Here is a 22,681-nt window from a genome sequence, read left to right as displayed (position 1 = left end):
GCTGCTCGGTCTGGCGCTCGGTTGGAAACTTCTAATGCGTCCGTTCGCCCGGCGCGAACTCGCCGTCGTGCTGGATGGATTCGCTCTCGACATATTGCAGGTCAAGGGAGGAATACAGGATGCTGCGATTGCGGCCGAGACGCTTGGCTTCATAGAGCGCGGTGTCGGCTTCCCCCACTAACGCTGCTTCGTCGAGCGTCGAGCGGTTTCTGGCGGCGACGCCCGCGCTGATGGTGATGTATCCGCGGCTGGAGGCTGTGTTCGGAATGCCCAGGGCTCGCACGGTCAGCCGGATGCTCTCGGCAACCTTCAGGGCGGCGTCTTCCGTTGTGTTCGGCAACACGATGGCGAATTCCTCGCCGCCATAACGCGCGGACAGGCCCGACGTATTGGCGGTCGCATCGCCGATGGCTTTCGCAACCGCCTGCAGGCAACGGTCGCCGGCCTGGTGTCCGTAGGTGTCGTTGTAGCCCTTGAAATTGTCGATATCGAGCAGCAGCACCGCAATCTCTTCGCAGGCTTCGTATTCGCGCCGCAGGAAGCCGTCGAAGGTGCGGCGGTTGGTGAGGTTGGTCAGTCCGTCGGTTGCAGCGAGCTGGGTGAGGCGGCGGTTGAGCTGGGTCAGTTCGTCTTCCATCCGCTTGCGTTCGGTGACGTCGCGGATGACGCAGAGAAATTCCGTCCGCGTGGGGTCGTCGGTTTCCGACGCCAGCTTGAACTTGCTTTCCACCCACGCCAGCGTCCCGTCGCCGCGATAGTGTCGAAACACGACTGTGCTGACGCTGTCGACTCCATCGAGTCGTGCGGTCGCCGATTTGACGCTCTCCCTGTCATCGCGATGCACCAGATCAAAGCATGATTTGCCGATAAGATCCTTTGGGCGCAATCCCAGCACCGGCTCGGCCGACCGCGAAACATAGCGGAGCAGGCTGCGGGCATCGATCAGGATGATGATGTCGGCGATGTTGTTGGCCAGCAATCGATAGTGCGCCTCGCGCTCGCGCAGTGCGCGCTCGATCTTGTTGCGGAAGCGGAACTGCAGGGCAAGCAACGCCGCCAGCATCAGGATCATGCACAGCAGCACGCCGGCAACGATGACGTCGGTCCGCAATCCCTTCCGCCAGCCGGAGAGCAGCCAGTCTTCCGACATCGCGACGGTGACTACCATGGGGTAGTGCGGCGTTGCCTCATAACCGAAATATTTCGCGATGCCGTCGAACGGCGAGATGATCTTGTAGTATCCGACCGGGCTCAGCTTGAGATGCTTTGTGAACAGGCTGGTCCTGGAAAGGTCCGTACCCATGTCCGACAGCGGCCAGCGGGTCAGAAGAATGCCGTCATTCCGGATCAGGGTAATGCCGCCATCCGTGCCGATATCAAGCGTGCGGTAGAAGCCGTTGAAGTACTCCTTGTCGATCGCTGCTACGACGACGCCGCCGAAATTGCCATCGAGCCTGGTGATGCGCTTGGACAGAACGATCGAGGATTGATCGTCCAGGCGTGACTGCGACGGCTCGCTGATCCGAAGCGAGTTGTCCGGCGCATCGCGATGGTAGGCAAAATAACTCCGGTCCGTGACGTTGTGGCGCGGCGTTTCCGGAAGTGACGAATAGCTCCAGTTGCCATCGGCGTCGGCGACGCCGATTCCACGCAGTTGCGGCAGCGTTTTCGCCGTTTCAGTCAGGTACCTGTTGAACCGGTCCGGCTCGGGATTTCTGTATTTCAGCAAGTCCACCATTCCCGCCATCGCGATATCGACCGCCTGAAGCGTGTGCGAGGCGTGTTCGGCCAGCGAATGCGCGAGGTTCTGGATCTCGGAGCTGCCGCTCGCCAGCGCCGCCTTCTTGGCGTCGAGCGCCTTCCAGGCCATGACGCCCAGCACGCAGGCGGTCATGACAAGCGCAAACGTGATGACCACGGCCGTCGATGGTACCCGCCGCAGCGGCCCACCGGGGTCTGGGGGATTTCGATGGGGCATTCCTCGCCTTGATGACCGCGCCAGACCTCGTTCCCGGCAACGCGCGAGAGGAATCTAAGAGGCGGCCGGTGCCAAAGGGTTAACGGATCGGTCCGGGAAACAACGGAGCCGCGATTTCGACCGGGTTCCATTCCGGGAACCGGGACGGCGCCCAAGGCAGGGCGGCCTTGCGAAGCGGGTTTCCGAACCGCGGCGCCGGCGCTGCACACGGGACTTGACATTCGGGCAGTTCCGTCAGATATTTCTGTCATGACAGAAACAACCGACAAAAAGAAACTCCCGGCCGTTGTCGAGCGGTTCATCCTGCACTGGGGCGACATGGGGGACGAGTGGGGCGTCAACCGCTCAGTCAGCCAGATCCACGGCCTGCTGTATCTCGCCGAGGCGCCGATGACGGCGGAGGATATCGCCGAGACGCTCGGCATGGCGCGGTCCAACGTCTCCAACTCCATCAAGGAATTGCTGGCCTGGAATCTGATCCGCCGGGTGCCGATCCTCGGCGACCGCCGCGATCATTTCGAGGCGGAGACCGACATCTGGGAAGTGGCGGCGCGGATCGCCGCCCGCCGCAAGGAACGCGAGATCGACCCCGCGGTCGATGCGCTGCGCGCCTGCGTCTCCGACGCGGCTGACGATCCGACCATCAGCCCGGTCGCAAGCAAGCGGTTGAAGGAAATGCTGGCGTTCACCGAACTGGTCGACCGCTGGTACATGCAAATGCTCAACGTGCCGCGGCCGAGGCTGGTCGCGCTGATCAAGCTTGGCGAGAAGATCGTCAGTTTCTTGCCGGCGGGGAAAGCCAGGTAGGGCTGAGGGGCAGGGCAGGAGCGTGTAATGGCGTCCACAAGAGTACCAAGGTTTCCCGCAACGCCTGCCTCGAACACTATCCTGCTCGACGACCACCGCTTCCACGATCTGTTGCCCGACGAGGATTGGGGCCGGCTGCCGCTGGCGATCTGGCGACGCTTTTCGAAGCGTTTTGCCGATGGCGAGACCGTCGTCTATGTCGGCACAATAGAGGAGGCGAGTTTCAGCCGCGCCGGCTGGTGGCTGGCGCAGCTCGCGCGGGTCATCGGCGGGCCGCTGCCGACGGGCGCCGAGACCGGTGTCCCGATGGTCGTGACAGTGACCGAGGATGCGGCGAGCGGCGGCCAGATCTGGACCCGCATCTGCGCGCGCAGCCATGGCTTTCCGCAGGTCATCCATTCCGCCAAGCGCTTTGCCGGGCCGACCGGGCTCGAAGAATATGTCGGCTACGGCATCAGCATGGCGTTGCTCATATCCGTCGAGCACGAAGCCCTGGTGTTTCGCAGCGTCGGCTATTCCCTGCAGATCGGGCCGTTGAGGCTGCCGCTGCCGCCACGGTTCACGCCCGGCGATCTCACCGTGACCCATTCCGATCTCGGCGGCGGCACGTTCCGCTTCACGCTGGAGATCGTTCATCCGCGCTTCGGCAAGCTCATTCGCCAGTCCGCAAAGTTCCGGGAGGCCGCATCATGACATCGCTGCTTTGGATCCTGATCGCCATTCAGGTCGTGATGGGCGTGTTCGACACGTTCTATCACCATGAGCTGACCGAGCGGCTCGCATGGCGTCCCTCGCAGCGCTACGAGCTGCAGCTTCATAGCCTGCGCAACATGCTCTATGCGCTGCTGTTCCTGGTGCTGGGCTGGCTGGAAGTGCACGGCATCCTTGCGATGCTGATCATCGCCGTTCTCGTTGCCGAAATCGTCATCACGCTGATGGACTTCGTCGAGGAGGACATGAGCCGGAAACTGCCGGCCAGCGAACGCATCAATCACACGCTGCTCGCGATCAACTACGGCGCCATCCTGGTGCTGCTGCTGCCGGTCCTGATCGATTGGGCGATGCAGCCGACCGGCGTCAAATCGGCTTACACCGGTTGGCTCAGCCTGATTGCGGCGGCGGCAGCCGTGGGCGCGGCGCTGTGCGGCCTGCGCGATTTCACCGCGGCGAAGCGCCTTGCGCGGATGACCTGCGCGCCTGCGGCAAGCCTGGTCGAAAAATTGCCCGCACGGCAGACGGTGCTGGTCACCGGCGCCACCGGCTTTATCGGCAGCCGTTTGGTGGCAGGCTTGAGCGGCGCGGGCCATCAGGTCATCGCGCTGGTGCGCAACCCCGCCAAAGCCGACATGTTGTCGCCGCCGATCACGCTGATCACGAGCCTCGACCAGCTTCCAGCGGACAGCCGCATCGACGCGATCGTCAATCTCGCGGGCGAGCCGATCGGCAACGGGCTGTGGACCGACGCCAAGCGCCGCAAGATCCTCGACTCCCGGATCAACATGACCGGCGACATCGTCAAGCTGATCGCGCGGCTCGAACGCAAGCCGGCCGTGTTGGTGAGCGGTTCGGCCATTGGCTGGTACGGGCTCTGGCAGGATCAGGTGCTGACGGAGTCGGCAAAATCACACGCCTGCTTCAGCCACGAACTCTGCGACGCCTGGGAGAACGCGGCGCGTCCGGCGGAAGAGCATGGCGTGCGCGTGGTCTGTCTGCGGATCGGCCTCGTGATCGGCACCGATGGCGGCTTCATCACGCGGATGCTGACGCCGTTCGAATTCGGTCTCGGCGGGCCGCTGGGCTCGGGCAGGCAGTGGATGTCCTGGATCGAGCGCGACGATCTGATCCGCCTGATCGCGCATGTGATCGCAAAGCCTGAACTGGCAGGGCCGATCAACGCCACCGCGCCGATCCCCGTGACCAATACGAAGTTCACCGAGGAATTGGGCCGCCGGCTGCACCGGCCGGCGATCTTCCGGATTCCGGGCGGGCTGCTGCGCCGCGTCGGCGGCGACTTTGCCGATGAATTGCTATTGGGCGGCCAGCGCGTGCTGCCGAACAAGGCGCTCAGCAACGGCTTCGTATTCCGGCACGAAACGCTGCGCAGCGCATTCGAGGCGATCTTGTGAGGAGGGTAGGCGCGACGGCTGGGCGGCGCCGCTAATTCCGTCACCGCGGCAGCCTCGCGATCGCCTGGCTGAGTTCGTGGATTTCGTAGGGCTTGCGCAGAATGGGAAAATCGCCGCGCACACTCAGCGCGGCATCGCTGTAGCCGCTGGCGAGCAGGATCGGCAGTCGAGGCCTGACAGCCTTCAGGTGACGCGCCAGGCCGAGGCCGTCCATTTTGCCGGGCATCACGATGTCGGAGAAGACGAGGTCTATTCCGTCGAGCTCGAGTTCGCGCAAGGCCGCTTCGGCATTCGCCACCCTGCGGACGGTGTAGCCGAGCTGTTCGAGCAGGCCGGCGCTGACGGAGGCGACCTCCGGATTGTCCTCGACCAGCAGCACGGTGCCGCTGCCGCCGATCTCTGCCGCATTAACGTCCTCGGCCGTAACAGCGGTTTCCTTTCGCGGCAGCAGGATCGTGATTCTGGTGCCCTTGCCGAGCTCGCTCGCTACCTTGACGGTTCCGCCGGCCTGATGCGCGAAGCCGTGAACCTGCGACAGTCCCAAACCGGTGCCCTTGCCGATCGGCTTGGTGGTGAAGAAGGGATCAAAGATCTTGCCGAGGATATCGGGCGCGATGCCGGCGCCGGTGTCCTCGACCGAAATCGCGACCTGTCCGCCGGTGCCGGCCTCGCCGCCCGGCGTAACGTTGTGCGCCGATATCGTGATGACGCCGTCGGCCATGGCGTCGCGCGCGTTGACGACGAGATTGATCAGCGCCGTTTCGAACTCGGCGACGTCGACCATGACCGGCCAGACGTCCCGGTCGATGTCGAATTGCAACGCCACCGAGCTGCCGATGGCTGCATCGAGCACTTCGCGCACCGCATCGATGCGCTCGGCGACATCAACAGCTTGCGGATTGACGCTCTGCCGCCGTGCGAATGTCAGCAACTGGCTGGTGAGGGAGGCGCCGCGCTTGGTCGCCCCTTCGATCGCCGATATCGCCCGCTGGCATTTGGGATCGTCGCCCACCGCTTTCCTCAGCGTGTGAAGACTGCCGCTGATGACCATCAGGAGATTGTTGAAATCGTGCGCCACGCCGCCTGTCAACTGGCCGAGCGCGTCGAGCTTCTGCGATTCCGCGAGCTGCTGATGCATCTGTTCAAGCTTGAGCTGGGTTTCGCGGCGTTCGGTAATGTCCCGGGTGATCTTGGCGAAGCCGACGAAGTGGCCGTCCTCGTGGATGGGATCGATGATGACGCTGGCCCAGAAGAAGGTGCCGTCCTTGCGGACGCGCCAGCCTTCCTCCTCGTAGCGGCCCTGTTCCCGGGCGATGCGCAGGGCGCGGAGCGGCTTGCCGTTCGCGCGGTCGACTTCGGTGTAGAAGCGGGAGAAATGCTGCCCAATAATTTCGTCAGCCGGATAGCCCTTGATCCGCTGGCCGCCGCTATTCCAGCTCGTCACTACGCCGTCCGGATCCAGCATGTAGAGCGCGTAGTCGGCAACGCCTTCAACCAGGAGTCGGAAGTTACGTTCGGATTCGAATAGATCCCTTTGCCGTTGCTGATCTTTCTTGAACATCCGACTGCCCGTTTAAGAGGCGCAAACGCACAACGTGCCGATTGGTTCCCTAAAAATCGGCTTTTTAACGAAACGGTCGTTACGCCGGCGAAATGGTCCGTTACGCCGGGGTAACCACACTCCTGAACGTCGCCGCCAGCGTCCGCAATGCCGCGAGCTTGGCGGGGTCGCTGACCTTCGAGTGCAGCATCACCTTCGAGGAAGAAAGCCGCGGCAGCCCCTCGGCCGGCCCGATATCGACCAGGCCCGGCGGCGCGATCCGCCGGGCCAGCGGCGCGACCGCAAGGCCGGCCAATGCGGCTGCGACCACGGCGGTGACGCCGCCGCCGACGAAGCGCTCGCTCCAGGCGATGCCGGCCTTGTCCAGGGCGCGGATGGCGAGCGCGCGCACGCCGCAGGGCGGCGCCAGCGTGGCGAGAGGCAGCGTCTCACCGCGGCGCCAGACCAGGCGTTTTGCGGCGAACCAGCCGAAGGCGTCCTCCGTCAGCTTCTCACCGCCGCGGCGGCTGCCTTCCTGCCGCACCACCACGGCGTCGAGTTCGCCGGCATCGTAGGCCTCCAGCATCTGGCGCGAAAAGCCGATCGTCACCGAAAGCGCCAGCTGCGACGACATCGCGTGCAGCCGTTCGAGCAGCGGCACCAGTTCCGGTCCTGCGGCGTGATCGGAGATCCCGAGCGACAATTGCTGGCGCACGGGCGTCTCGCCCGACAGCGCGCGGTCATGCGCCTCGATCAGCGCGCGGGCGTGGGCCAGGAACGCAGCACCCGCGGCGGTCAGCGCGACCGCCCGCGGGGAGCGCTCGACCAGCCGCTTGCCGACCACGCTCTCCAGCCGCTGCAGCTTCATGCTGACGGACGCTTGCGTGGTGCCGAGCGCCTCGGCGGCGCGGGTAAAGCTCTGCAGTTCGGCGACCAGCAGGAACGCCTGCACCGTATCGATATCCAGCCTGCTCATGCCATCAATGTTCGTTATCACTGTTATGAATAGAGATAAGATACCAAAATGATTGGCGCGGGTCTAGATGAATGGGAGCGCGATGCCAGCGCGCCCATCGAAGGAGAACGAACCATGCCGCTAATTACCGTCACCTATTCCAGCGTCCGCAAGTCGCCGTCGCTGAAGGCGGAGATTGCGTCCGCCGTCAGCGATCTCACCGCAAAAATCCTGCGCAAGGATCCCAAGGTCACCGCCATCATCGTGAAATCGGTCGATGCCGCTGACTGGTTCGCCGGCGGAAAGTCGCTCGCCGAGCAGAGCCTCGCCAGCTTCTGGCTCGACGTTCATGTCAGCGAGGGCACCAACACCAAGGACGAGAAGGCCGCCTATCTCGCCGCGCTGTTCCAGCGCATGGGCGAACTGCTCGGGCCGCTGCATGAGGAAAGCTATGCCCATGTCGACGAGGTCAAGGGCGATGCCTACGGCTTCGGCGGCCTCACCCAGGAACGCCGCTATATCGCCGGCAAGCTAGAGGTCGCGCCGCAGAAGGCTGCGGCGTGAAGATAGCCTGACTTGCGGACGGCGCCTGTAGGGCCGTCCGCGCATGCGCTGTCAACGCGAGACCATCGGTGCATGGTGGTCGCCGAATGCAAGGCCGCGACCTAGCGACCAATCCACCGGCGCATTTTCAGTGAGCACGATCATGATGTCGTCGCCGGAAAATCCGGTGCGGACGGCCCGATCGGCAATCCACCGAAACAGGTTTCGTTTCTGATCCATCGTGCGCCCTTCGAGAAACAGAATCTCGATGATCGACGCGTCCGGCGTGCGCGCGACGTCAGGGAAGGTCGGGTCGATGAACATCATCTCCGGCGCATAGACTGAAACGAGCTGAAACCGGTCCTTGGGCGGCACGCCACAGGTCTCGACAAGACCCTCGTGCACGGCGTCGGCAAGGGCGCGAATTTGGGCCGGCGCCAGATGGGCCGGAACGGATAGGCGGGCGAGGGGCATGGGAAGGTCTCCGGATTTCTGGGACCTCCGTCCTATTCGTGCCAGGAATGGAGATAAATCTCGCTTTTGATAAGCACTCATGCCTAGAAGTCCTGAATATGCTGATGCACCCAATGTCAGACCTCGCGGTCTTTGTCCGGACGGTCGATCTGGGGAGTTTTGCGGCCGCAGGCACCGAGGTCGAACTGACCGCCTCGGGCGTCTCCCGCATCGTGACGCGGCTGGAGCGCCGCATCGGAGCCAAGCTTCTGCATCGGACGACGCGGCGGCTGGTGCTGACCCAGGAAGGCGAAACCTTCCTCGTTCACGCCCGAGGCATCCTGGCTGCGGTCGAGGCCGCCGAAGCCGACGTCGCCTCGGTCTATGGTCGGCCGCGCGGGCATCTGCGGATCAACAGCGGCACCGCGTTCGCACGACACCGGCTCGCGCGGCTGCTGCCGCCATTCATGGACCAGTTTCCGGACATTACGGTCGATCTTTCGGTGAGCGATCACCGCATCGATCCGATCGCCGAGCAGGTCGACGTTACGATCAGGGTAGGGCCGCTCGGGGATAGCGAGCTGATCGCGGTTCGCCTCGGGGCAGTCGGACGCATCATCGCCGGCAGCCCGCGATATCTGGAGCGCCATGGCGTGCCTGCGCAGGCCGCCGATCTTGCGCGCCACAATTGCCTGCAACTCTCTGGCTTCTCGCGTCTCGCGCAATGGCCGATGGTCGAGCAAGGCAAGCGGGTCATGATGCCGGTGAAGGGATCGATCCGCTCCGACAGCGCCGACTTCCTACTGGACCTCGCGCTGGCGGGCGCCGGCCTCGTGCGGTTCGGCGACTTTCTGGGTGAAGCGGCCTTGAAGGATGGCAGGCTCGTGCCGGTGCTGGCGCACTGCCACGATCCCGACCCGCAACCGATCACGGCCCTGATCCTGCCCGGGCGGCAGAACATACCGCGGGTTCGCGCTTTCGTTGAGTGCCTCAAGGCAAGCGTTTGACGAAAGTTATATCGCCGCTTCCGCCGACGCGCCTCGGCGCCGCGACCTCAAACCAGCCATGGCGTCAGGCGCCTTCGCAAGCGGCCCGCCATTTCACGCGATCAGCACACCCAGCACAGCTGCCGTTGCGGCGACACCCGAGAGCGCAATCACGGTTGCTCGCCAAAGCAGTTGTTGCCGTGCCGCGCGCCGATCCTGGAACGCCAGCCAGTCCCGGACAAAGCCGACTGGGACGTCCTGCACGACGTTGCGCCGGTTGGGATGCCGCGTTTCGTGATCTACAAACAAGGCCCGCACGTTCGCCACGCCCAGATGGTCAAGTTCGCAATTCCATTGCAGCGCGTTCGCGTTGTTGGTCCACCGGTTCTCGAAGGGAAGTCTGTGCGTCGTCATCGCGACCTCCTCTGTCACCGCTGATTCTGGATATGTGGCTCCGCTCGCGGGAGTGGAAGCCCCTCAGCTGGGCGGGAACGTCTCAGGCGGTTGCTTCCGGCAGGCGCGCAGCTGTTGCGCCGAACACGTCTTCAAACGCCTGCCGAAGCGCGACGTCGACGTCTTCCATCGTCACGGGCAGGCCGAGATCCACCAGCGAGGTGACGCCGTAGCGCGGATCGGCGACGCCGCAGGGCACGATCGCGGAAAAATGCGAAAGGTCCGGCTCGACATTGATGGCGATGCCGTGGAATGACACCCAGCGCCGCAGGCGCACGCCGATCGCCGCGATCTTGTCCTCGTAGCCCGCGCCCTTGTCCGGCCGCCTGACCCAGACCCCGACGCGATCCTCGCGGCGCTCGCCGCGCACGTTGAAGGCGTCGAGCGTGCGGATGATCCATTCTTCCAGACCGGCGACATAGGCGCGCACGTCCGGCCGGCGGCGCTTGAGGTCGAGCATCACATAGGCCACTCGCTGGCCGGGGCCATGATAGGTGAGCTGTCCGCCGCGGCCGGTGGTGAAGAGCGGGAAGCGCGGATCGAGCAGGTCGCCTTCCTTGCCGCTGGTGCCGGAGGTGTAGAGCGGGGGATGCTCCAGCAGCCAGACCAGCTCGGCCGCCTTTTGGTCGGCGATATCGGCCGCGCGTGATTCCATCGCAGCCACGGCCTCGGGGTAGGGCACAGGAGTAGCCGAAATCCGCCATTCGACCTCGCCGCCGCCCTGGACTAGCGCGAACGTCGTCAAATCAAGGGTTTGGCGGTCATTAACCATTGGGTAACCATAACGTGGTCAGGTGGAACTACATCAATTTAGTCCCCCTTTTGGCGGTTTCGAAGTGGCCACCCTCGATAAAGTCAGCGTCGATCTCATGGTGGTGCTCGGCACCACGACCATGCCCATCCACCAGGTGATGCGGCTTTCCCGCGGCGCCATCATCGAACTCGACGCCACCGAGGCGGACGAGGTCAAGATCCTCGCCAACAACCTTCCGGTGGCTTCCGGCGTGGTGCTGGTGGATCGCAACCGCATCGCGGTCGAAGTCAAGCAAATGCTGCCGAAATCCCCTGATGTCAGGTAGTTATCGGAGCGCAAAACTTCCTTGTCCCCCCATCCCTGATTTGTTACATCGGCGCCGTTGATCCGGCGGACGCTAGTCCTTCCAGCCGGTATCCCAAGCGCTCGTGGCGGAATTGGTAGACGCGCTGCCTTGAGGTGGCAGTGAGTAAAATCGTGGGGGTTCGAGTCCCTCCGAGCGCACCATAAGCATAAGCCATTCGGCCGGGATGATGCGGAACCCGGTCATGTCCATGCCGGCCTTGTCGCAGGGCCGGTATCAGGAGTTGCATCAGGCCTGGTTCGACCAGCGGATCGGCGCATAGAGGCCGTTCTTGCCGGAATTATCCCAGCGCATGCCATGATCGTTGAACGTGTTGCCGGGGGCGCCGACTGCCAACACCATGTTGTCGGGGCTAACCGGATGGCCGATGTTCGCCCACATTTCCCCGCTCGGATGCATGGTCGGCAATGGATCGACGGACATGTGCAGAATATCCGGGATTTCCGCGGACCGCGTCTTGCCGTCGATTCGGAATGTGATGGGGACCTTGCGCACGCCCAGGTTCTTGCTGATCAGCGGTGCGAACGCGGCCATCGGACCACCGGCGGCGCCGGTGAAGATCGCAGCTAAAGCCTCGGTCTGCTCATCGTTGGCGCGCTGATCGATATAGGCGGCCACCGACCAATCTCCGTCTGCCATGACCCCAGGTGCGTGGAGGATAATCAGGACGTTGAGTTCATCGAGCACGATGTCGCCATAGCGGCCGCTTTCGATGTGGAAGATCAGCGGTACGTTACAGAAGCCCTCGGTCGGTCGCGCGGTCAACGGGGGGGCCGCCGACACGAGGCAGGGACACACGATGCTGCAACTGCAATTCTCGAAATAGTCACCGGAAAGGTGCCATGGGACGTCCGCCATCGCTCTCTCCCGCTAGGCTGAACCCGATAGATTGCTTGCTTTCGAATGAGCTACGTGTAGTTGAAAATTACGCTGCGCGGGGAAGTACCGCAAGCCGATTCCACGATCGAAATACGCCGAGGAAGGCAATATGGACGTTGCCAGCGCCGGCAGACCTCCTTCTTCGGATTTTCAAAGGTGCCGCGCTCCGAGCGCACCACCTCAAAAAATCAGCTTTGTTTTTGTTGGGTTTTTGGTTCCGTAGCCCGCACTTTGTTGCGGGTGCGGAAGCTTTGAGGGACAAACCCGTCACGGCTTGGCCGGGCTCGATCGAGCTGCGAGCGGGACTTGAAAGGTCCTGTATCGCGGGAGCTCGGGAAAGCTATCCGCGGCGTTGGCAGAGACCAGGCCTACGACCGCGGCCGCAACTTCCTTGCCGACCAGCCGATTGATCGCGGTGGTTTGACCTTTGCTCAGCTGGACTTCGAGCGCGCCCGCCGCCGCCATCGCGGTTCTGACTCGGCTGATCGACTGCTCGGAATATCTATCGTCGATCGCGATTGTCTTGCCGGCGAGGTCGGAGACCGACTTGACGTCGGGACCCGCCACGAGGACGGCCACGAGCGCGTCCAGCGACGCATCCAATGTCGGGACCGTCATTCGTTCCGCGACCGCGGAGGCGGCCGCCACCTGCTCCTGTGTCGTTCGGGTCTGCGGAACCTCAGTCGTTGAATGCGGATCGGTGGCGCTTGCGCGCGCAGCTTCGGAAGCAACGGCATTGCCCGTGGTCTGCGGGTCCGTTTGCGGAGAACGACGCGGTATGGGAACGGCAGGCGCGGCTTTCGCCGCGACCTTGATTGGCCTGGGTGTTCGACGGACGGCGTGCTCGGCGTCAGATCGGGGCGGCCCGTCGCCGCGCCAGGCGACGGCGGTCACTGGTTTCGCTGCAGCAGAACCGCTGTCATATGGTTCAGGCTCAATCGGCACCTGAACCGCGGTCAGGCAGGCGAACGGGTTCAGGCCAACGCATGATGGCTGTGTTGATTGTTGGCTACTGCAGCCGACCAGGGTGGTAGCCAGCGCGCAAATAAGAAGCGTCCTCAATCGATCCTCCTAAAGAGGTTGAGTGCGGCCCGCAATTCTTGCGGCTTGAAGGGTGTTGCGCTGGATCGTCAATCAATGATGCAAAACTGTTAAGCGCGCATTAATTGACGCGCCTTGGCGTCATTCCATGGTGCCTGCCATGGTGCCTGCATTTCATACGCCCGCCTTCTCATTGCTTTCTTTGATGCAGGATTTCGCCACGAATCGGTCGCTATGGTTGCAGGCTGGGGGTTGTTCATCGAGTGATGGAGAACGGCCTATGGCGAGTATCGAACGACTTCACAGAACTGCGCCGCTGGATTTAGCCAAGCTTGAAGAAGATGTCGTAGGGAGTCTTCCTGCGATCAGGGCGGCCCCGTCGGGGCCGATGCCAGACTACGTCGAACATGAAGAGGGCGTTACGCGCGTCGGCGCGCTCACTGCCGAGGCCGTGGTCCGCGATTATGAAGCCGCCGCCAGGGAAATCGAAGCCATGGGTGCGGAGCTGATCAGCGCGGCGAAGAAATGCGAGGCTATGACCTCCGAAGTGCACAATGCCATTGCCTTCATGCGCGATACCGCAGCCTCGTATCGTGAGGAAGCCAAAAAGATCTTCAAGCGCATCGAAGAATGCGCGATCTTTACCGAGCAAGTTCGGAAGACCTGCGAAACCGTCAAACTCAAGATGATCGAAGGCAAAGTATAGTCGCCGCAAGATATCCGAAACATCGATCCGGTCTGTTTTTCGAATAGCGTGTGTGAATTGCGGTACAGGCTGGTGCCGCGAATCAGCTTAGTTTGTAGCCTCCTCCCTAGACTCGCCCGCCGCAAATGGCGGGTCCTCTTTTGCGGCATCCGACAGTCGGAATAGCCATGCAGCCACGCGGTGGTGGCAACAGCGGCTGATCAGGCACCCGTTGGTTGCAGCTTGGTATACCTGGGTGATCCGGTGCGCCTCCGGGCGCACCACAACGTTGCAGTTTTGGCCTGATACCATCGGTTGTGCGAGCTGTTTGCGTGTCCGCAATGCCACGGCCGCGCGAATCCTTTGCGGCGGGGTGCGGGTTGTTGCCCCTACAGTCGCACCGTTCGCGTAAACTGAACGGGCCCGCCGGCTGCCGATTGCTGCCGGCTCCGCGGCCGTTCGGCGCTTCCAGGAAGTTCGACACCTACCAAGACCACCCGGAGCATCTTCATGCTGTTTATGAGCTATGCCTATCGATTCCTCTCCAACTTCGTGTTTCTGGCGCTGGTGTATTTCGCTCTGAATTTCCTCGAAAAGTACCAGCACCGCGTGGTCGTCGCGGTTCTCGTGCTGGTCTATGCCGGCATGCATGCGGCGTCAGCGCTGCGGTCGTTTCACTTCTTCCAGCGCATCGAGCGGCTGGAGCTGGAAGCTCGCCGCCTGGTGGCGGCGCTGGGCGAGGGGCCGAATTCGACGTCGACGCGCAAGCAGGTGATCACCGACGTCGCCGCACTGCGCCATGCCGGCGAGATCAAGGCCTATATCGACCTGCTGTTCCTCGCCATCGTCATCCTGCTCTGTATCGCCAAGATCGTGACGAATTGAGCCTTTGTGCTGATTGCGGACTCAGGAAAACGCATCGAAACAAATGATCAGGCGGCGGTCCTGATCCACTCGATCAGAACCGGCCGATCAGCGCTTCTTCAAGCCGGCGACCCGAACCGATCGTCCATTCCGTTTGGCTTGCGCCGCCGGCTTGGGGGCGGTTGCGCCGGCGCTTTGCGGAGCGGCCTCTCCGGTGGACGCCGGTGGCGGGGCCGTGGCCGCGCGGGCGTGGCGGCGAGATTTGCCGGCGAGCTTTGCGGAGGAGACTTCCGTTGAGCGGGCTTGCGCAGTCGCCGCCCGGCGCGCGGACGAGGCCAGCAGGGTCATGCGCGCCGATTCCGGGATTTTGAAAAGGCTCGCCGCCGGAACCGGCAGCGCAGCCAGCGTGCCGGCCGTCGGCAGCGTCGTTTGCCGCGGCCACAGGGCTGCGGGAGGCAAGGGGACGCCGCGTCCGCGCCGCGCTGCGCGTCCGCCGAGATCGGTCGTGTGCCAATCGAGATCGGACAACGCCGGGACGGGGAGTGCTGCCGGGCCGGCAAGAGCGAATTTCGGAACCTTCGGCCAGCGCGATATCGCCACCATCTCCGACGGCGGATGCAACTGCCATTGCTGCGGCTCGGTCGGCGTTGCTGGCCGATCAGGCGTCGCCGGCACCACGTGCACGATGCGATAGCCGCGCACTTTCAATTCGTGCAGAATTCTCGGCAGCGCCGTGACGGTGCGCGCCTGAATGTCGTGCAGCAGCAGGATGCCTTTTCCTTTGGCCTCCAGTCGCTTGATCGCGAGCTCATAGACGCGCGCGGCGGACACGTCGCGCCAGTCGTCGGCGGGAAAATCGGCGCTCCAGACCTGAAGTCCTTTGGAGCGTGCAAATTGCTCGATCCCGTCGTTGGTGCGCAGGCCGGGAATGCGCAGGAACGGCGCGGGCGCGGTGCCGTCGGCCAGCGCCGCGGTCACCGATGCGATGCCCTGTTCGATCTCTTGTTTGGAGCGGTCGAGTGGCAGGCGATCCATGCCGCCCGGATGGTTCTGGGTGTGGGTGGCCACCGTGTGGCCGGCGTCACGCACCCTGCGCACGCCTTCGGGATTGGCGTGCGCCTGGCTTCCGACCAGGAAGAAGGTCGCCTTGGCGCAATGGGAGGCGAGAATGTCGAGGATCTGGTTAGAGTATTTCGGCAGCGGACCATCATCGAAGGTCAGCACCACCTCATGGTCTTCGAGCGGCAGCGTCTTGCCATATTGCATGGTGCCGATGATGGGATGGGCGCGCGGATCGACCACGATGGTGCGTGACGTGCCGATGGCGTCGGGATGACCTGGGCAACCGGCGGCCGACGCAGTCTGCGCAGTGACAGAGGTCAACAGGCCCACGCACATGGCGGTCCAAGGACGCCGCCGAAGCTCCCCAAATACGCTAGTGATCATAGAACCCCGGCTTCATTCCAAGAACACGCACCAAGAGCACGCAACGGCTTACATCTGGCGCCATGAATGCCGCCTTAATCACCTGAGTTCTACACCTAATTTGGCTTCGGGGGCGTGATCCGGACCGCAGAACCGCGTCAGCCGAAGAGATCGTGATCTAATGTGCTTTGCCGGACACGGTTTTGGCACCTGCCGGGACCAGATGGACCACGCGGTAATGGTTGTCGCGGAGGTAGCGCAGGAAGGCCGGCAGCATGGCAGCGGTCTGCGCCTTGGGATCGTGCAGCAGGATGATGCCCTTGCGGGCGACTTCCAGCCGCTCGGTGAGCAGCTTCAACTGCTGTGCCGGCGTCATCGGCATCCAGTCGCTGGCCCAGAGGTCGGCGCCGAACACGGCGATGCCGCGCTTTTGCAGGACGTCCAGCGTCGCGGGCGTCATATCAAAAAAAGGAAAGCGAAAGAACGGCGTGCTCGGGGTCGTGGTGGCCTTTCCGTGCAGCGCCATCTCGACCGCCGCGATGCCCTTGTCGATCTCGCCGATGGCCGCCTCCGGCTTCATGTATTTCAGATTGTGGTGGGTCCAGGTGTGGTGCGCGATCGTATGACCCTCGGCCGCCAATCTTCGCACCAGGTTGGGATGTTCGGAGGCTGGTTTCCCAATCAGGAAGAAGGTGGCGTGCACGCATTCATGCGCAAGCGCTGCCAGCACTTTCGGCGTCGTGCCGGGCCACGGTCCGTCGTCGAAGGTCAGCACGACCTCGTGATCTTCCAATGGAAGGGTCTGTGGAAAGCTCTTGAGGCCCACGCGCGGGTAGGTAGCGGCGTCCACCGCGAGAACGCGCGAGATGCCGAGCGCATCTTTGCGGCTGCAATCGGCGGCCTCTGCCGCCGTAACGAAGGTCATCAATGCAGCGACCGCCGAGCACAGCGCGGCGCTTAAATTTCGGGTCATTTGCGGTCGGGCATATTTGGCATTGCGCTGGGTGTTGCCGATTAGGTAAGCGTGCAGCGTAACTCAGACAAGTTCCCTCAATCTGTCAAACTGGCGAGGCGTGGCATGGCCGAGAATATCGACGTTGCCCAAGCCGAGGCTGCGCAGGGCTCCGTGCTCGACCATCTCCTGATGCGGGATGACGAGAACCAGCTCCGCCACGAGTTTGTCGAGGAGATCACGCGCGCCATCCACGCCGCCGACCGGCCGCTGTTGTGCGAGGTGGTGGCGGAACTGCACGAGGCCGATCTCGGCGATTTGATCGCGGCTCTCGAGCCCGACGACCGCGTTACGCTGGTCGAACTGACCGGCACCGATTTCGACTTTTCGGCGCTGAACGAGGTCGACGATTCCGTCCGTGAGGAAATTCTCGAGGAACTCGAACCGGAGACGGTCGCGGAGGGCGTTCGCGAACTGGAATCCGACGACGCCGTCCAACTGCTCGAAGGGCTCGACCAGGAGGACAAGGCGGAGATCCTCGAAAAGCTGCCGCCGTCCGAGCGCGTCGCGCTGGAGCGGAGCCTGCTTTATCCGGAGAATTCCGCAGGCCGGCGGATGCAGTCGGAGTTCATTGCGGTGCCGCCGGACTGGACCGTTGGCCAGGCGATCGACTACATGCGCGACACGCCCGATCTGCCGGACCGGTTTTACGAGATCTACGCGGTGGATTCCGAAAAGCACTGGCAGGGTGCGGTCTCGCTCGACACGCTGCTGCGGGCGCGGCGACCGGTGCAGATCGCCGACCTGATCGATGAAGACCGCCGCCGCGTCTCCGTGCTGGACGACCAGGAAGAAGTCGCGCGGATGTTCGGCAAGTACAATCTGGTCGCGGCCCCCGTGGTCGATACCACCAACCGCCTGGTCGGCGTCATCACTATCGACGACGTCGTTGACGTCATCGAGGAAGAGGCCGACGAAGACCTGAAGGCGCTCGGCGGCGTCACCAGCGACGAAGAATTGTCCGACAGCGTCTGGACCATCGCGCGCGCCCGCTTCAACTGGCTGCTGGTCAATCTGGCGACCGCGTTTCTGGCGTCCTCCGTGCTCGGCCTGTTCGAAGGCCAGCTCGAAAAGATGGTGGCGCTCGCTGTGCTGGCGCCGATCGTGGCGAGCCAGGGCGGTAACGCCGCGACCCAGACCATGACCGTGGCGGTGCGGGCGCTGGCCACCCGCGAACTCGGTTCCAAGAACGCGTTGCGCGTGGTTATGCGCGAAGCGATGGTCGGCCTCGTCAACGGGCTCGCCTTTGCCGTGATCACGGGCGTCGCCGCGGTGGCGTGGTTCAAGATCCCGGGGCTCGGCATCGTGATCGGGCTTGCGATCATCTGCAACCTGGTGGCCGGCGCGCTTGGCGGCATCCTGATCCCGATGGTGCTGGAACGGGTGCGCGCCGACCCCGCGGTGGCGTCGGGAACCTTCGTCACGACGATTACCGACGTGGTCGGCTTCTTCTCGTTTCTCGGTATTGCCACGCTGTGGTTCGGGCTCAGGTAGCGCCTCATTTATCGTTAATCGGGCCTTAACGCGCTTGCCCGATGATGTTGGCTCACGAGGTCGACATGCAGCGCTTGCGGCTGAAAGCGGATGGACGGATCGTCGAACTGCGGGACGGGCAGGAGTTCCCGCTTGCGCCGGAGATGCCCGAGCCCGCGCTTGCAATGCCCGTCATGCCTGACGCAACGCCGGGCGAAACGGGCACGCTGCCAGCCGTGCGGGATCTTCGCCGTCGCGCCTGTCTGACGCAGATCGAATTCGCGGCACGGCTCGGCGTGCCCGTCGAAACCATCCGGAATTGGGAGCAGGGCAAGCGTGTGCCCCGAGGGCCGGCGCGGGCGTTGCTCGCCGTGATCGCCCATTCGCCGGAAACCGTTTTCGCAGCGCTTGCCACGGAACCGGAGCCCGTCTAGTTCGCGGTTTGACGCGTTTTCTTCCCGCAACCGCATCCATCCCGCGCAGGACCTCGCTCGAAAACCCTATCTGTTGGCATGGCCGTTTCCACAGCCCATAATGGGGCCGGTCCGCGGATACAACCGATGCTGTTTGTCGAAGCCAATGGCGCAAAAATCCCGGCGATCGGGCTGGGCACCTGGGAATTGCGTGGACGCGCCTGCGCGCGTCTCGTCGAGCAGGCATTGCGGCTCGGCTATCGCCATATCGACACCGCACAGATGTACGACAACGAACGCGAGGTCGGCGAGGGCCTGCGCCTTGCCGGCGTCAAGCGCGATCAGGTCTTCCTCACCACCAAGATCTGGCCCTCGCATTTCGCGCCCCACGATCTGGAGCGTTCGGCCAAGGAAAGCCTGGTGCGGCTGCGCCTGACCGAGGTCGACCTGCTGCTGCTGCACTGGCCGAACCCGCAGGTGCCGCTGGTGGAGACGCTCGGCGCGCTGGCGCGGGTCAGGCAGCAGGGGCTGGCGCGGCATATCGGCGTCTCCAATTTCACCGTGGCCCTGATCGAGGAGGCGGTGGCTTTATGTCCGGAACCGCTGCTGTGCGACCAGGTCGAGTACCATCCCTATCTTGACCAGACCAAGGTGAGGGAGGCCTGCGCGCGCCACGGCATGGCGCTGGTGGCGTATAGTCCGGTCGCCAGGGGCCGCATCAAGAGTGACCGCGCCTTGCAGCGAATCGGAGACCGCTATCGCAAGACGGCGGCGCAAATCTGCCTGCGCTGGCTGGTGCAGCAGGGCGTGGCGGCCATCCCGCGAACGTCGAAACTCGAGCGGCTCTCGGAGAACATCGAGATCTTCGATTTCGAGCTGTCTGAAGAAGACATGCAGCAGATTTCCGCCATGGGCAGCGCCGGCGGCAGGCTCACGGATTTCGGTTTCGCGCCGAAATGGGATTGAGGAGTTGCGCCGCCCGACGCTATGCTGGCGAGCCTGAGGGAATATCGAACATCGTTTTGATGCGATGGAGCTGCGGCGGTTCATATCTACTGACATCACGGCGTCGGCGATCGCGCATGTGTCGCTGCTGACGCTGGTGTTGCTGTTTTCCGAGGTGCATCCGTTCGGCGCAGTGACCGCCGAGCAGATCCCGGTCGAGATCGTGACCCCGCAAGAGCTTGCCGAGAAGCAAGCGCCTCCCGAGGAGCCGCCTGCCGAAAACAAGCCGGAACCGGCGCCGTCGCCACAGCCTGATTTCTCCTTGCTCGACAAGCCTGCCGCTGCCACGGCACCCCCGCCGGCCGTACCGTCTGCGCCTGCCGCGCGGCCGCAGAAGCAGGTTGCGCTCGACACGCCGCCCGCGGCGCCGTCGCCATCACAACCGGCGGCGCCGGCCTACAAGCCGCCCGAGCCGGATATCTCGATCAAGTATCAGGTGCTGCTCGGCCTGCCGCCCGACCTCTCACCGGCGCCGCCGGCTCCCGCGCAAGGGCGCAACAAGGGCGACGACAATTTTGATGCGCCGGCGAGCGAGGCTGCCGATATCTCGAGCACGCTGATCGCGGCATTCCGGCGGCACCTCAAGACCTGCTCGAAACTGCCGGCCTCGCTGTCGGGCGCCGACGACGTCAAGGTCAAGCTGCGCGTGTTGATGACACCGGACGGCAGGCTCGCCGCCGAACCGATCCTGATCGAAGCCAGTGCCTCGATGAAGGGACCGTTGCTGATGCAGGGTGCGATCCGCGCGCTGCAGGCCTGCCAGCCTTATGCGATGCTGCCGGCCGACCGCTACGGCGAATGGAAAGTGCTCGACCTCAGCTTCACGCCGCAGGATTTTTCTGCATCCTGATTTGTTTGACGCGCCCTGGAGCGCGCTAATTCCCCATCGCCCGCCACGCGTTCGATGCAAACTGCCGCCGCCAGGTCACGATGACGACCAGCGCGGTTGTCGCCAGCAATACCCAGGGGCTGACGAACCAGCCGAGATAGCCGAGCGCGAAGAAGAACGCGCGCTGGCCGCGGTTGAAATGCCGCCCCGCCGCCTCGAACAGGCGCGTCGTGCGCATCACATGGGCTTCGGCTTCCGCCGTGTCGCGCTGTGACGACGGCGGCATCGCGCCGAGCAGGATCGCGACATAGTTGAACAGGCGGTACGACCAGGCGAATTTGAAGAAGGCGTAGATGAAGATCAGGATGAGGCCGACGCATTTGATTTCCCACAGCGCAGGCGAGGGGGTGAGGTCGACCGGCAGTTCACGCAGGACGGCCAGCGCATCGTTGGTCGCCCGCAACAATGCGAGCCCGCCGCCGATCGCGATCAGGCTGGTGGAGGCGAAGAAGGCGGTGCCGTTCTGCAGCGAGGCCATGATCTGCATGTCGACCATGCGCGCCTCGCGGTCGAGCATGTTCCGCACCCAGACCTCGCGAAAGCGGTTCATGCGCGCCGACAGGCTGTCGCGGCCGTAAGCCGTGTGCTCGAGCGTGAAGCCGTAGGCCAGCCATTCCACGACGAAGAACGCGACGGCGGCGATATCGACCCAATAGGCGCCCATGTGGCGAGATCCCCGGTGGTGGCTAGGCAATCGTGATGTACAGGTTGAATGCGTGCGGCGCACTATGGCAAGATGCCGGTCGCAACAGGATTTCCCCGCAAATGTTGAAACTGGTCATCGGCAACAAGAATTATTCGTCATGGTCGATGCGGCCATGGCTGGCGCTGCGCGCCAATGACATCCCGTTCGAGGAAGTGTTCATCCCGCTCTACACCGACGACAAGGCGGACAAGGACCGGATCCTGAGCTTTTCCCGCGCGGGCAAGGTGCCGACGCTGATCGATGGCGACGTCACGGTGTGGGACTCGCTTTCGATCATCGAATATCTCGCCGAGAAATTCCCGCAAGCGAAGCTGTGGCCGGAAGACCGCGCGCGCCGGGCGCATGCGCGCTCGATTTCGGCGGAAATGCATTCGGGATTCATGCCGCTGCGCAATGAATGCGGCATGAACCTGCACCGTCCGGTCGGCGCGGTCGATCTGTCGGATGACGCACGTGCCAATGTGGCGCGCGTTCAGGAGATCTGGGCCGATTGCCACAGCCGTTACGGCAAGGAAGGACCGTTCCTGTTCGGCGCGTTCGGCGGCGCGGATGCGATGTTCGCGCCGGTGGTGCATCGCTTCCGCACCTATGCGATCGAGGTGAGGGGCGAGGCGCGGCACTATTTCGATGCGATGATGTCGTTGCCGGCATTCCAGGAATGGACTCGCGCCGGCCTTGCTGAAACGCTTGTCATCGAACGGTTCGAAACGGTCTGATTTCGGGTGCGGGGCGGTGGCCGGGCGGGCGTGCCAAGGGGGTGCCAAGGCTCGCCGCAGCCCGCGGCATTCTGTCCTATATTGGGAAAGACGGCCTGAATATTAGGCAGGCGGATTCCCGGGAACCGCCAGAATTACCGCTTATCGCCCTGAAAAACATGCAGAATTTGCGCATTTGCCATGCCTCGATGTTGCTGGCTTTTGGGCGACCGGCTGTGCTAGGTTGCCGCAGGGTTCTCAAGTCGGCCGAAAGCTAGCGGGACCGTGAGCGCGGCCGGCGTTCTTGCGTGATGGAGAGGGCGTTGAAGCATAAGTACTCCGTTGGAGAGACTGTCTATTTTACTGCCAGCAATGTTGCCCGTCCGGCCGCCAGTGGCACCTATGAGGTGATCCGGCTGTTGCCGACCGACGGCGACGATTGTCAGTATCGCATCAAAAGCTCGACCGAAGCTTTCGAACGGGTCGCCAAGGAAAGCCAGCTCGCAATTTCCTGAAACAGTTGTGTGCAAGTAGTCGGCTGACGAAGTTCCACCTTTGGTTGCCGTCAAAAGGCCTCGTTCGCGGAAACATTCTGCCGAAAAGCGAATGCAGCAATGCCGCATTCGTCTTTCGAT

Annotated in this window: 25 protein-coding genes and 1 tRNA gene; 15 read left to right on the top strand and 11 right to left on the bottom strand. The window is 63.5% G+C overall.

Translation table 11 applies throughout. The annotated features are described in order from the left end of the window. Positions 1-31 precede the first annotated feature (31 nt). Positions 32-1,978, bottom strand: a complete 1,947-nt coding sequence (locus tag V1294_RS25370; RefSeq protein ID WP_334500926.1) for a diguanylate cyclase domain-containing protein — start codon at positions 1,976-1,978, stop codon at positions 32-34. Positions 1,979-2,227: 249 nt separating this feature from the next. Between V1294_RS25370 and V1294_RS25365 the strand changes: the two genes are divergently transcribed. The 3 genes from V1294_RS25365 to V1294_RS25355 are packed head-to-tail and all read left to right on the top strand — an operon-like array spanning position 2,228 to position 4,911. After that, entirely contained in the window at positions 2,228-2,785 is a 558-nt protein-coding gene (locus V1294_RS25365) for a GbsR/MarR family transcriptional regulator (RefSeq protein WP_334500924.1), read from the top strand. A 27-nt stretch (positions 2,786-2,812) separates the two neighbouring features. After that, a complete protein-coding gene (locus V1294_RS25360) occupies positions 2,813-3,478 on the top strand; it encodes a DUF4166 domain-containing protein (protein ID WP_334479704.1) in 666 nt (221 codons plus the stop codon). After that, a complete protein-coding gene (locus tag V1294_RS25355; RefSeq protein WP_334500922.1) occupies positions 3,475-4,911 on the top strand; it encodes a TIGR01777 family oxidoreductase in 1,437 nt (478 codons plus the stop codon). Before V1294_RS25360 ends, V1294_RS25355 begins: the two co-directional genes overlap by 4 nt. Positions 4,912-4,951: 40 nt before the next feature. On the opposite strand, the gene V1294_RS25350 is transcribed toward V1294_RS25355, so the two are convergent. Further along, on the bottom strand, positions 4,952-6,472 hold the full coding sequence (locus V1294_RS25350) for a PAS domain-containing sensor histidine kinase (protein WP_334500920.1): 1,521 nt from the start codon (positions 6,470-6,472) through the stop codon (positions 4,952-4,954). 100 nt (positions 6,473-6,572) lie between these two features. Then, positions 6,573-7,427: a LysR family transcriptional regulator gene (locus V1294_RS25345; RefSeq protein ID WP_334500919.1), complete on the bottom strand. Its 855-nt coding sequence runs from the start codon at positions 7,425-7,427 to the stop codon at positions 6,573-6,575. A 114-nt stretch (positions 7,428-7,541) separates the two neighbouring features. On the opposite strand from V1294_RS25345, the gene V1294_RS25340 reads away from it, so the two are divergent. Next, on the top strand, positions 7,542-7,970 hold the full coding sequence (locus V1294_RS25340) for a tautomerase family protein (protein ID WP_334500918.1): 429 nt from the start codon (positions 7,542-7,544) through the stop codon (positions 7,968-7,970). Positions 7,971-8,021: 51 nt separating this feature from the next. Here the strand turns inward: V1294_RS25340 and V1294_RS25335 are convergent, their stop codons facing one another. Further along, positions 8,022-8,423, bottom strand: coding sequence for a tautomerase family protein (locus tag V1294_RS25335; RefSeq protein ID WP_334500916.1), 402 nt, complete (start codon positions 8,421-8,423; stop codon positions 8,022-8,024). A 113-nt stretch (positions 8,424-8,536) separates the two neighbouring features. On the opposite strand from V1294_RS25335, the gene V1294_RS25330 reads away from it, so the two are divergent. Then, a complete protein-coding gene (locus V1294_RS25330) occupies positions 8,537-9,409 on the top strand; it encodes a LysR family transcriptional regulator (protein ID WP_334500914.1) in 873 nt (290 codons plus the stop codon). Positions 9,410-9,502: 93 nt separating this feature from the next. Here V1294_RS25330 and V1294_RS25325 read toward each other — a convergent pair whose 3' ends face one another. Further along, positions 9,503-9,802, bottom strand: coding sequence for a hypothetical protein (locus tag V1294_RS25325; protein WP_334500911.1), 300 nt, complete (start codon positions 9,800-9,802; stop codon positions 9,503-9,505). An 82-nt stretch (positions 9,803-9,884) separates the two neighbouring features. Next, positions 9,885-10,613 (bottom strand): lipoyl(octanoyl) transferase LipB, encoded by a 729-nt coding sequence (gene lipB / locus V1294_RS25320; protein ID WP_334500909.1) that lies wholly within the window; start codon positions 10,611-10,613, stop codon positions 9,885-9,887. A 64-nt stretch (positions 10,614-10,677) separates the two neighbouring features. Here lipB and V1294_RS25315 point away from each other — a divergent pair, with 64 nt between their 5' ends. Together V1294_RS25315 and V1294_RS25310 are read left to right on the top strand one after the other, a co-directional pair. Next, positions 10,678-10,920 (top strand): FliM/FliN family flagellar motor switch protein, encoded by a 243-nt coding sequence (locus tag V1294_RS25315; protein WP_066505938.1) that lies wholly within the window; start codon positions 10,678-10,680, stop codon positions 10,918-10,920. A gap of 97 nt (positions 10,921-11,017) precedes the next feature. Continuing rightward, positions 11,018-11,102 (top strand) — tRNA-Leu (locus tag V1294_RS25310). A gap of 85 nt (positions 11,103-11,187) precedes the next feature. Here the strand turns inward: V1294_RS25310 and V1294_RS25305 are convergent. Both V1294_RS25305 and V1294_RS25300 read right to left on the bottom strand, forming a co-directional pair. Next, positions 11,188-11,817, bottom strand: a complete 630-nt coding sequence (locus tag V1294_RS25305; protein ID WP_334500906.1) for a DUF1326 domain-containing protein — start codon at positions 11,815-11,817, stop codon at positions 11,188-11,190. Between the two features lie 288 nt (positions 11,818-12,105). Continuing rightward, positions 12,106-12,456 carry a hypothetical protein gene (locus V1294_RS25300; protein WP_334500903.1) on the bottom strand — a complete coding sequence of 117 codons (351 nt, stop codon included), beginning with the start codon at positions 12,454-12,456 and terminating at the stop codon, positions 12,106-12,108. A gap of 703 nt (positions 12,457-13,159) precedes the next feature. Between V1294_RS25300 and V1294_RS25295 the strand changes: the two genes are divergently transcribed. Both V1294_RS25295 and V1294_RS25290 read left to right on the top strand, forming a co-directional pair. Continuing rightward, on the top strand, positions 13,160-13,585 hold the full coding sequence (locus V1294_RS25295) for a hypothetical protein (protein ID WP_145963661.1): 426 nt from the start codon (positions 13,160-13,162) through the stop codon (positions 13,583-13,585). 489 nt (positions 13,586-14,074) lie between these two features. Continuing rightward, entirely contained in the window at positions 14,075-14,449 is a 375-nt protein-coding gene (locus V1294_RS25290) for a hypothetical protein (RefSeq protein WP_108517959.1), read from the top strand. Positions 14,450-14,536: 87 nt separating this feature from the next. On the opposite strand, the gene V1294_RS25285 is transcribed toward V1294_RS25290, so the two are convergent. Together V1294_RS25285 and V1294_RS25280 are read right to left on the bottom strand one after the other, a co-directional pair. Continuing rightward, complete coding sequence (locus tag V1294_RS25285) at positions 14,537-15,820, bottom strand: polysaccharide deacetylase family protein (RefSeq protein WP_442895383.1); 1,284 nt, start codon at positions 15,818-15,820, stop codon at positions 14,537-14,539. 211 nt (positions 15,821-16,031) lie between these two features. Beyond that, a complete protein-coding gene (locus tag V1294_RS25280; protein WP_442895382.1) occupies positions 16,032-16,826 on the bottom strand; it encodes a polysaccharide deacetylase family protein in 795 nt (264 codons plus the stop codon). A 105-nt stretch (positions 16,827-16,931) separates the two neighbouring features. Between V1294_RS25280 and mgtE the strand changes: the two genes are divergently transcribed. From mgtE to V1294_RS25260, 4 genes are all read left to right on the top strand, one after another. Further along, a complete protein-coding gene (mgtE, locus tag V1294_RS25275) occupies positions 16,932-18,359 on the top strand; it encodes a magnesium transporter (RefSeq protein WP_334500900.1) in 1,428 nt (475 codons plus the stop codon). 65 nt (positions 18,360-18,424) lie between these two features. Next, entirely contained in the window at positions 18,425-18,772 is a 348-nt protein-coding gene (locus V1294_RS25270; protein WP_334500897.1) for a helix-turn-helix domain-containing protein, read from the top strand. A gap of 126 nt (positions 18,773-18,898) precedes the next feature. After that, positions 18,899-19,717, top strand: a complete 819-nt coding sequence (locus V1294_RS25265; RefSeq protein ID WP_334500896.1) for an aldo/keto reductase — start codon at positions 18,899-18,901, stop codon at positions 19,715-19,717. A gap of 64 nt (positions 19,718-19,781) precedes the next feature. Beyond that, entirely contained in the window at positions 19,782-20,606 is an 825-nt protein-coding gene (locus V1294_RS25260) for a hypothetical protein (protein ID WP_334500895.1), read from the top strand. A 25-nt stretch (positions 20,607-20,631) separates the two neighbouring features. Here the strand turns inward: V1294_RS25260 and V1294_RS25255 are convergent, their stop codons facing one another. Next, positions 20,632-21,309, bottom strand: coding sequence for a DUF599 domain-containing protein (locus V1294_RS25255; protein WP_334500894.1), 678 nt, complete (start codon positions 21,307-21,309; stop codon positions 20,632-20,634). 101 nt (positions 21,310-21,410) lie between these two features. On the opposite strand from V1294_RS25255, the gene V1294_RS25250 reads away from it, so the two are divergent. Continuing rightward, on the top strand, positions 21,411-22,067 hold the full coding sequence (locus tag V1294_RS25250) for a glutathione S-transferase family protein (protein WP_334500892.1): 657 nt from the start codon (positions 21,411-21,413) through the stop codon (positions 22,065-22,067). 290 nt (positions 22,068-22,357) lie between these two features. Beyond that, entirely contained in the window at positions 22,358-22,561 is a 204-nt protein-coding gene (locus tag V1294_RS25245) for a hypothetical protein (RefSeq protein WP_108517906.1), read from the top strand. Positions 22,562-22,681: the final 120 nt, after the last annotated feature.

Origin of the sequence: Bradyrhizobium sp. AZCC 1678, from assembly GCF_036924765.1 — a bacterium.
GTDB lineage: Bacteria > Pseudomonadota > Alphaproteobacteria > Rhizobiales > Xanthobacteraceae > Bradyrhizobium > Bradyrhizobium algeriense.
This window is presented reverse-complemented; position numbering and strand designations above follow the sequence as displayed.

What these genes read in the sequence shown, in the direction of transcription:
- V1294_RS25295 (WP_145963661.1), top strand. Translation starts at nt 13,160, where the DNA reads ATGGCGAGTATCGAACGACTTCACAGAACTGCGCCGCTGGATTTAGCC.
- V1294_RS25335 (WP_334500916.1), bottom strand. Translation starts at nt 8,423, where the DNA reads ATGCCCCTCGCCCGCCTATCCGTTCCGGCCCATCTGGCGCCGGCCCAA.
- V1294_RS25280 (WP_442895382.1), bottom strand. Translation starts at nt 16,826, where the DNA reads ATGACCCGAAATTTAAGCGCCGCGCTGTGCTCGGCGGTCGCTGCATTG.
- V1294_RS25330 (WP_334500914.1), top strand. Translation starts at nt 8,537, where the DNA reads ATGTCAGACCTCGCGGTCTTTGTCCGGACGGTCGATCTGGGGAGTTTT.
- lipB (WP_334500909.1), bottom strand. Translation starts at nt 10,613, where the DNA reads ATGGTTAATGACCGCCAAACCCTTGATTTGACGACGTTCGCGCTAGTC.
- V1294_RS25350 (WP_334500920.1), bottom strand. Translation starts at nt 6,472, where the DNA reads ATGTTCAAGAAAGATCAGCAACGGCAAAGGGATCTATTCGAATCCGAA.
- V1294_RS25265 (WP_334500896.1), top strand. Translation starts at nt 18,899, where the DNA reads ATGCTGTTTGTCGAAGCCAATGGCGCAAAAATCCCGGCGATCGGGCTG.
- V1294_RS25290 (WP_108517959.1), top strand. Translation starts at nt 14,075, where the DNA reads ATGCTGTTTATGAGCTATGCCTATCGATTCCTCTCCAACTTCGTGTTT.
- V1294_RS25355 (WP_334500922.1), top strand. Translation starts at nt 3,475, where the DNA reads ATGACATCGCTGCTTTGGATCCTGATCGCCATTCAGGTCGTGATGGGC.
- V1294_RS25255 (WP_334500894.1), bottom strand. Translation starts at nt 21,309, where the DNA reads ATGGGCGCCTATTGGGTCGATATCGCCGCCGTCGCGTTCTTCGTCGTG.
- mgtE (WP_334500900.1), top strand. Translation starts at nt 16,932, where the DNA reads ATGGCCGAGAATATCGACGTTGCCCAAGCCGAGGCTGCGCAGGGCTCC.
- V1294_RS25260 (WP_334500895.1), top strand. Translation starts at nt 19,782, where the DNA reads ATGGAGCTGCGGCGGTTCATATCTACTGACATCACGGCGTCGGCGATC.
- V1294_RS25340 (WP_334500918.1), top strand. Translation starts at nt 7,542, where the DNA reads ATGCCGCTAATTACCGTCACCTATTCCAGCGTCCGCAAGTCGCCGTCG.
- V1294_RS25370 (WP_334500926.1), bottom strand. Translation starts at nt 1,978, where the DNA reads ATGCCCCATCGAAATCCCCCAGACCCCGGTGGGCCGCTGCGGCGGGTA.
- V1294_RS25270 (WP_334500897.1), top strand. Translation starts at nt 18,425, where the DNA reads ATGCAGCGCTTGCGGCTGAAAGCGGATGGACGGATCGTCGAACTGCGG.
- V1294_RS25365 (WP_334500924.1), top strand. Translation starts at nt 2,228, where the DNA reads ATGACAGAAACAACCGACAAAAAGAAACTCCCGGCCGTTGTCGAGCGG.
- V1294_RS25325 (WP_334500911.1), bottom strand. Translation starts at nt 9,802, where the DNA reads ATGACGACGCACAGACTTCCCTTCGAGAACCGGTGGACCAACAACGCG.
- V1294_RS25360 (WP_334479704.1), top strand. Translation starts at nt 2,813, where the DNA reads ATGGCGTCCACAAGAGTACCAAGGTTTCCCGCAACGCCTGCCTCGAAC.
- V1294_RS25250 (WP_334500892.1), top strand. Translation starts at nt 21,411, where the DNA reads ATGTTGAAACTGGTCATCGGCAACAAGAATTATTCGTCATGGTCGATG.
- V1294_RS25300 (WP_334500903.1), bottom strand. Translation starts at nt 12,456, where the DNA reads ATGACGGTCCCGACATTGGATGCGTCGCTGGACGCGCTCGTGGCCGTC.
- V1294_RS25345 (WP_334500919.1), bottom strand. Translation starts at nt 7,427, where the DNA reads ATGAGCAGGCTGGATATCGATACGGTGCAGGCGTTCCTGCTGGTCGCC.
- V1294_RS25305 (WP_334500906.1), bottom strand. Translation starts at nt 11,817, where the DNA reads ATGGCGGACGTCCCATGGCACCTTTCCGGTGACTATTTCGAGAATTGC.
- V1294_RS25245 (WP_108517906.1), top strand. Translation starts at nt 22,358, where the DNA reads ATGGAGAGGGCGTTGAAGCATAAGTACTCCGTTGGAGAGACTGTCTAT.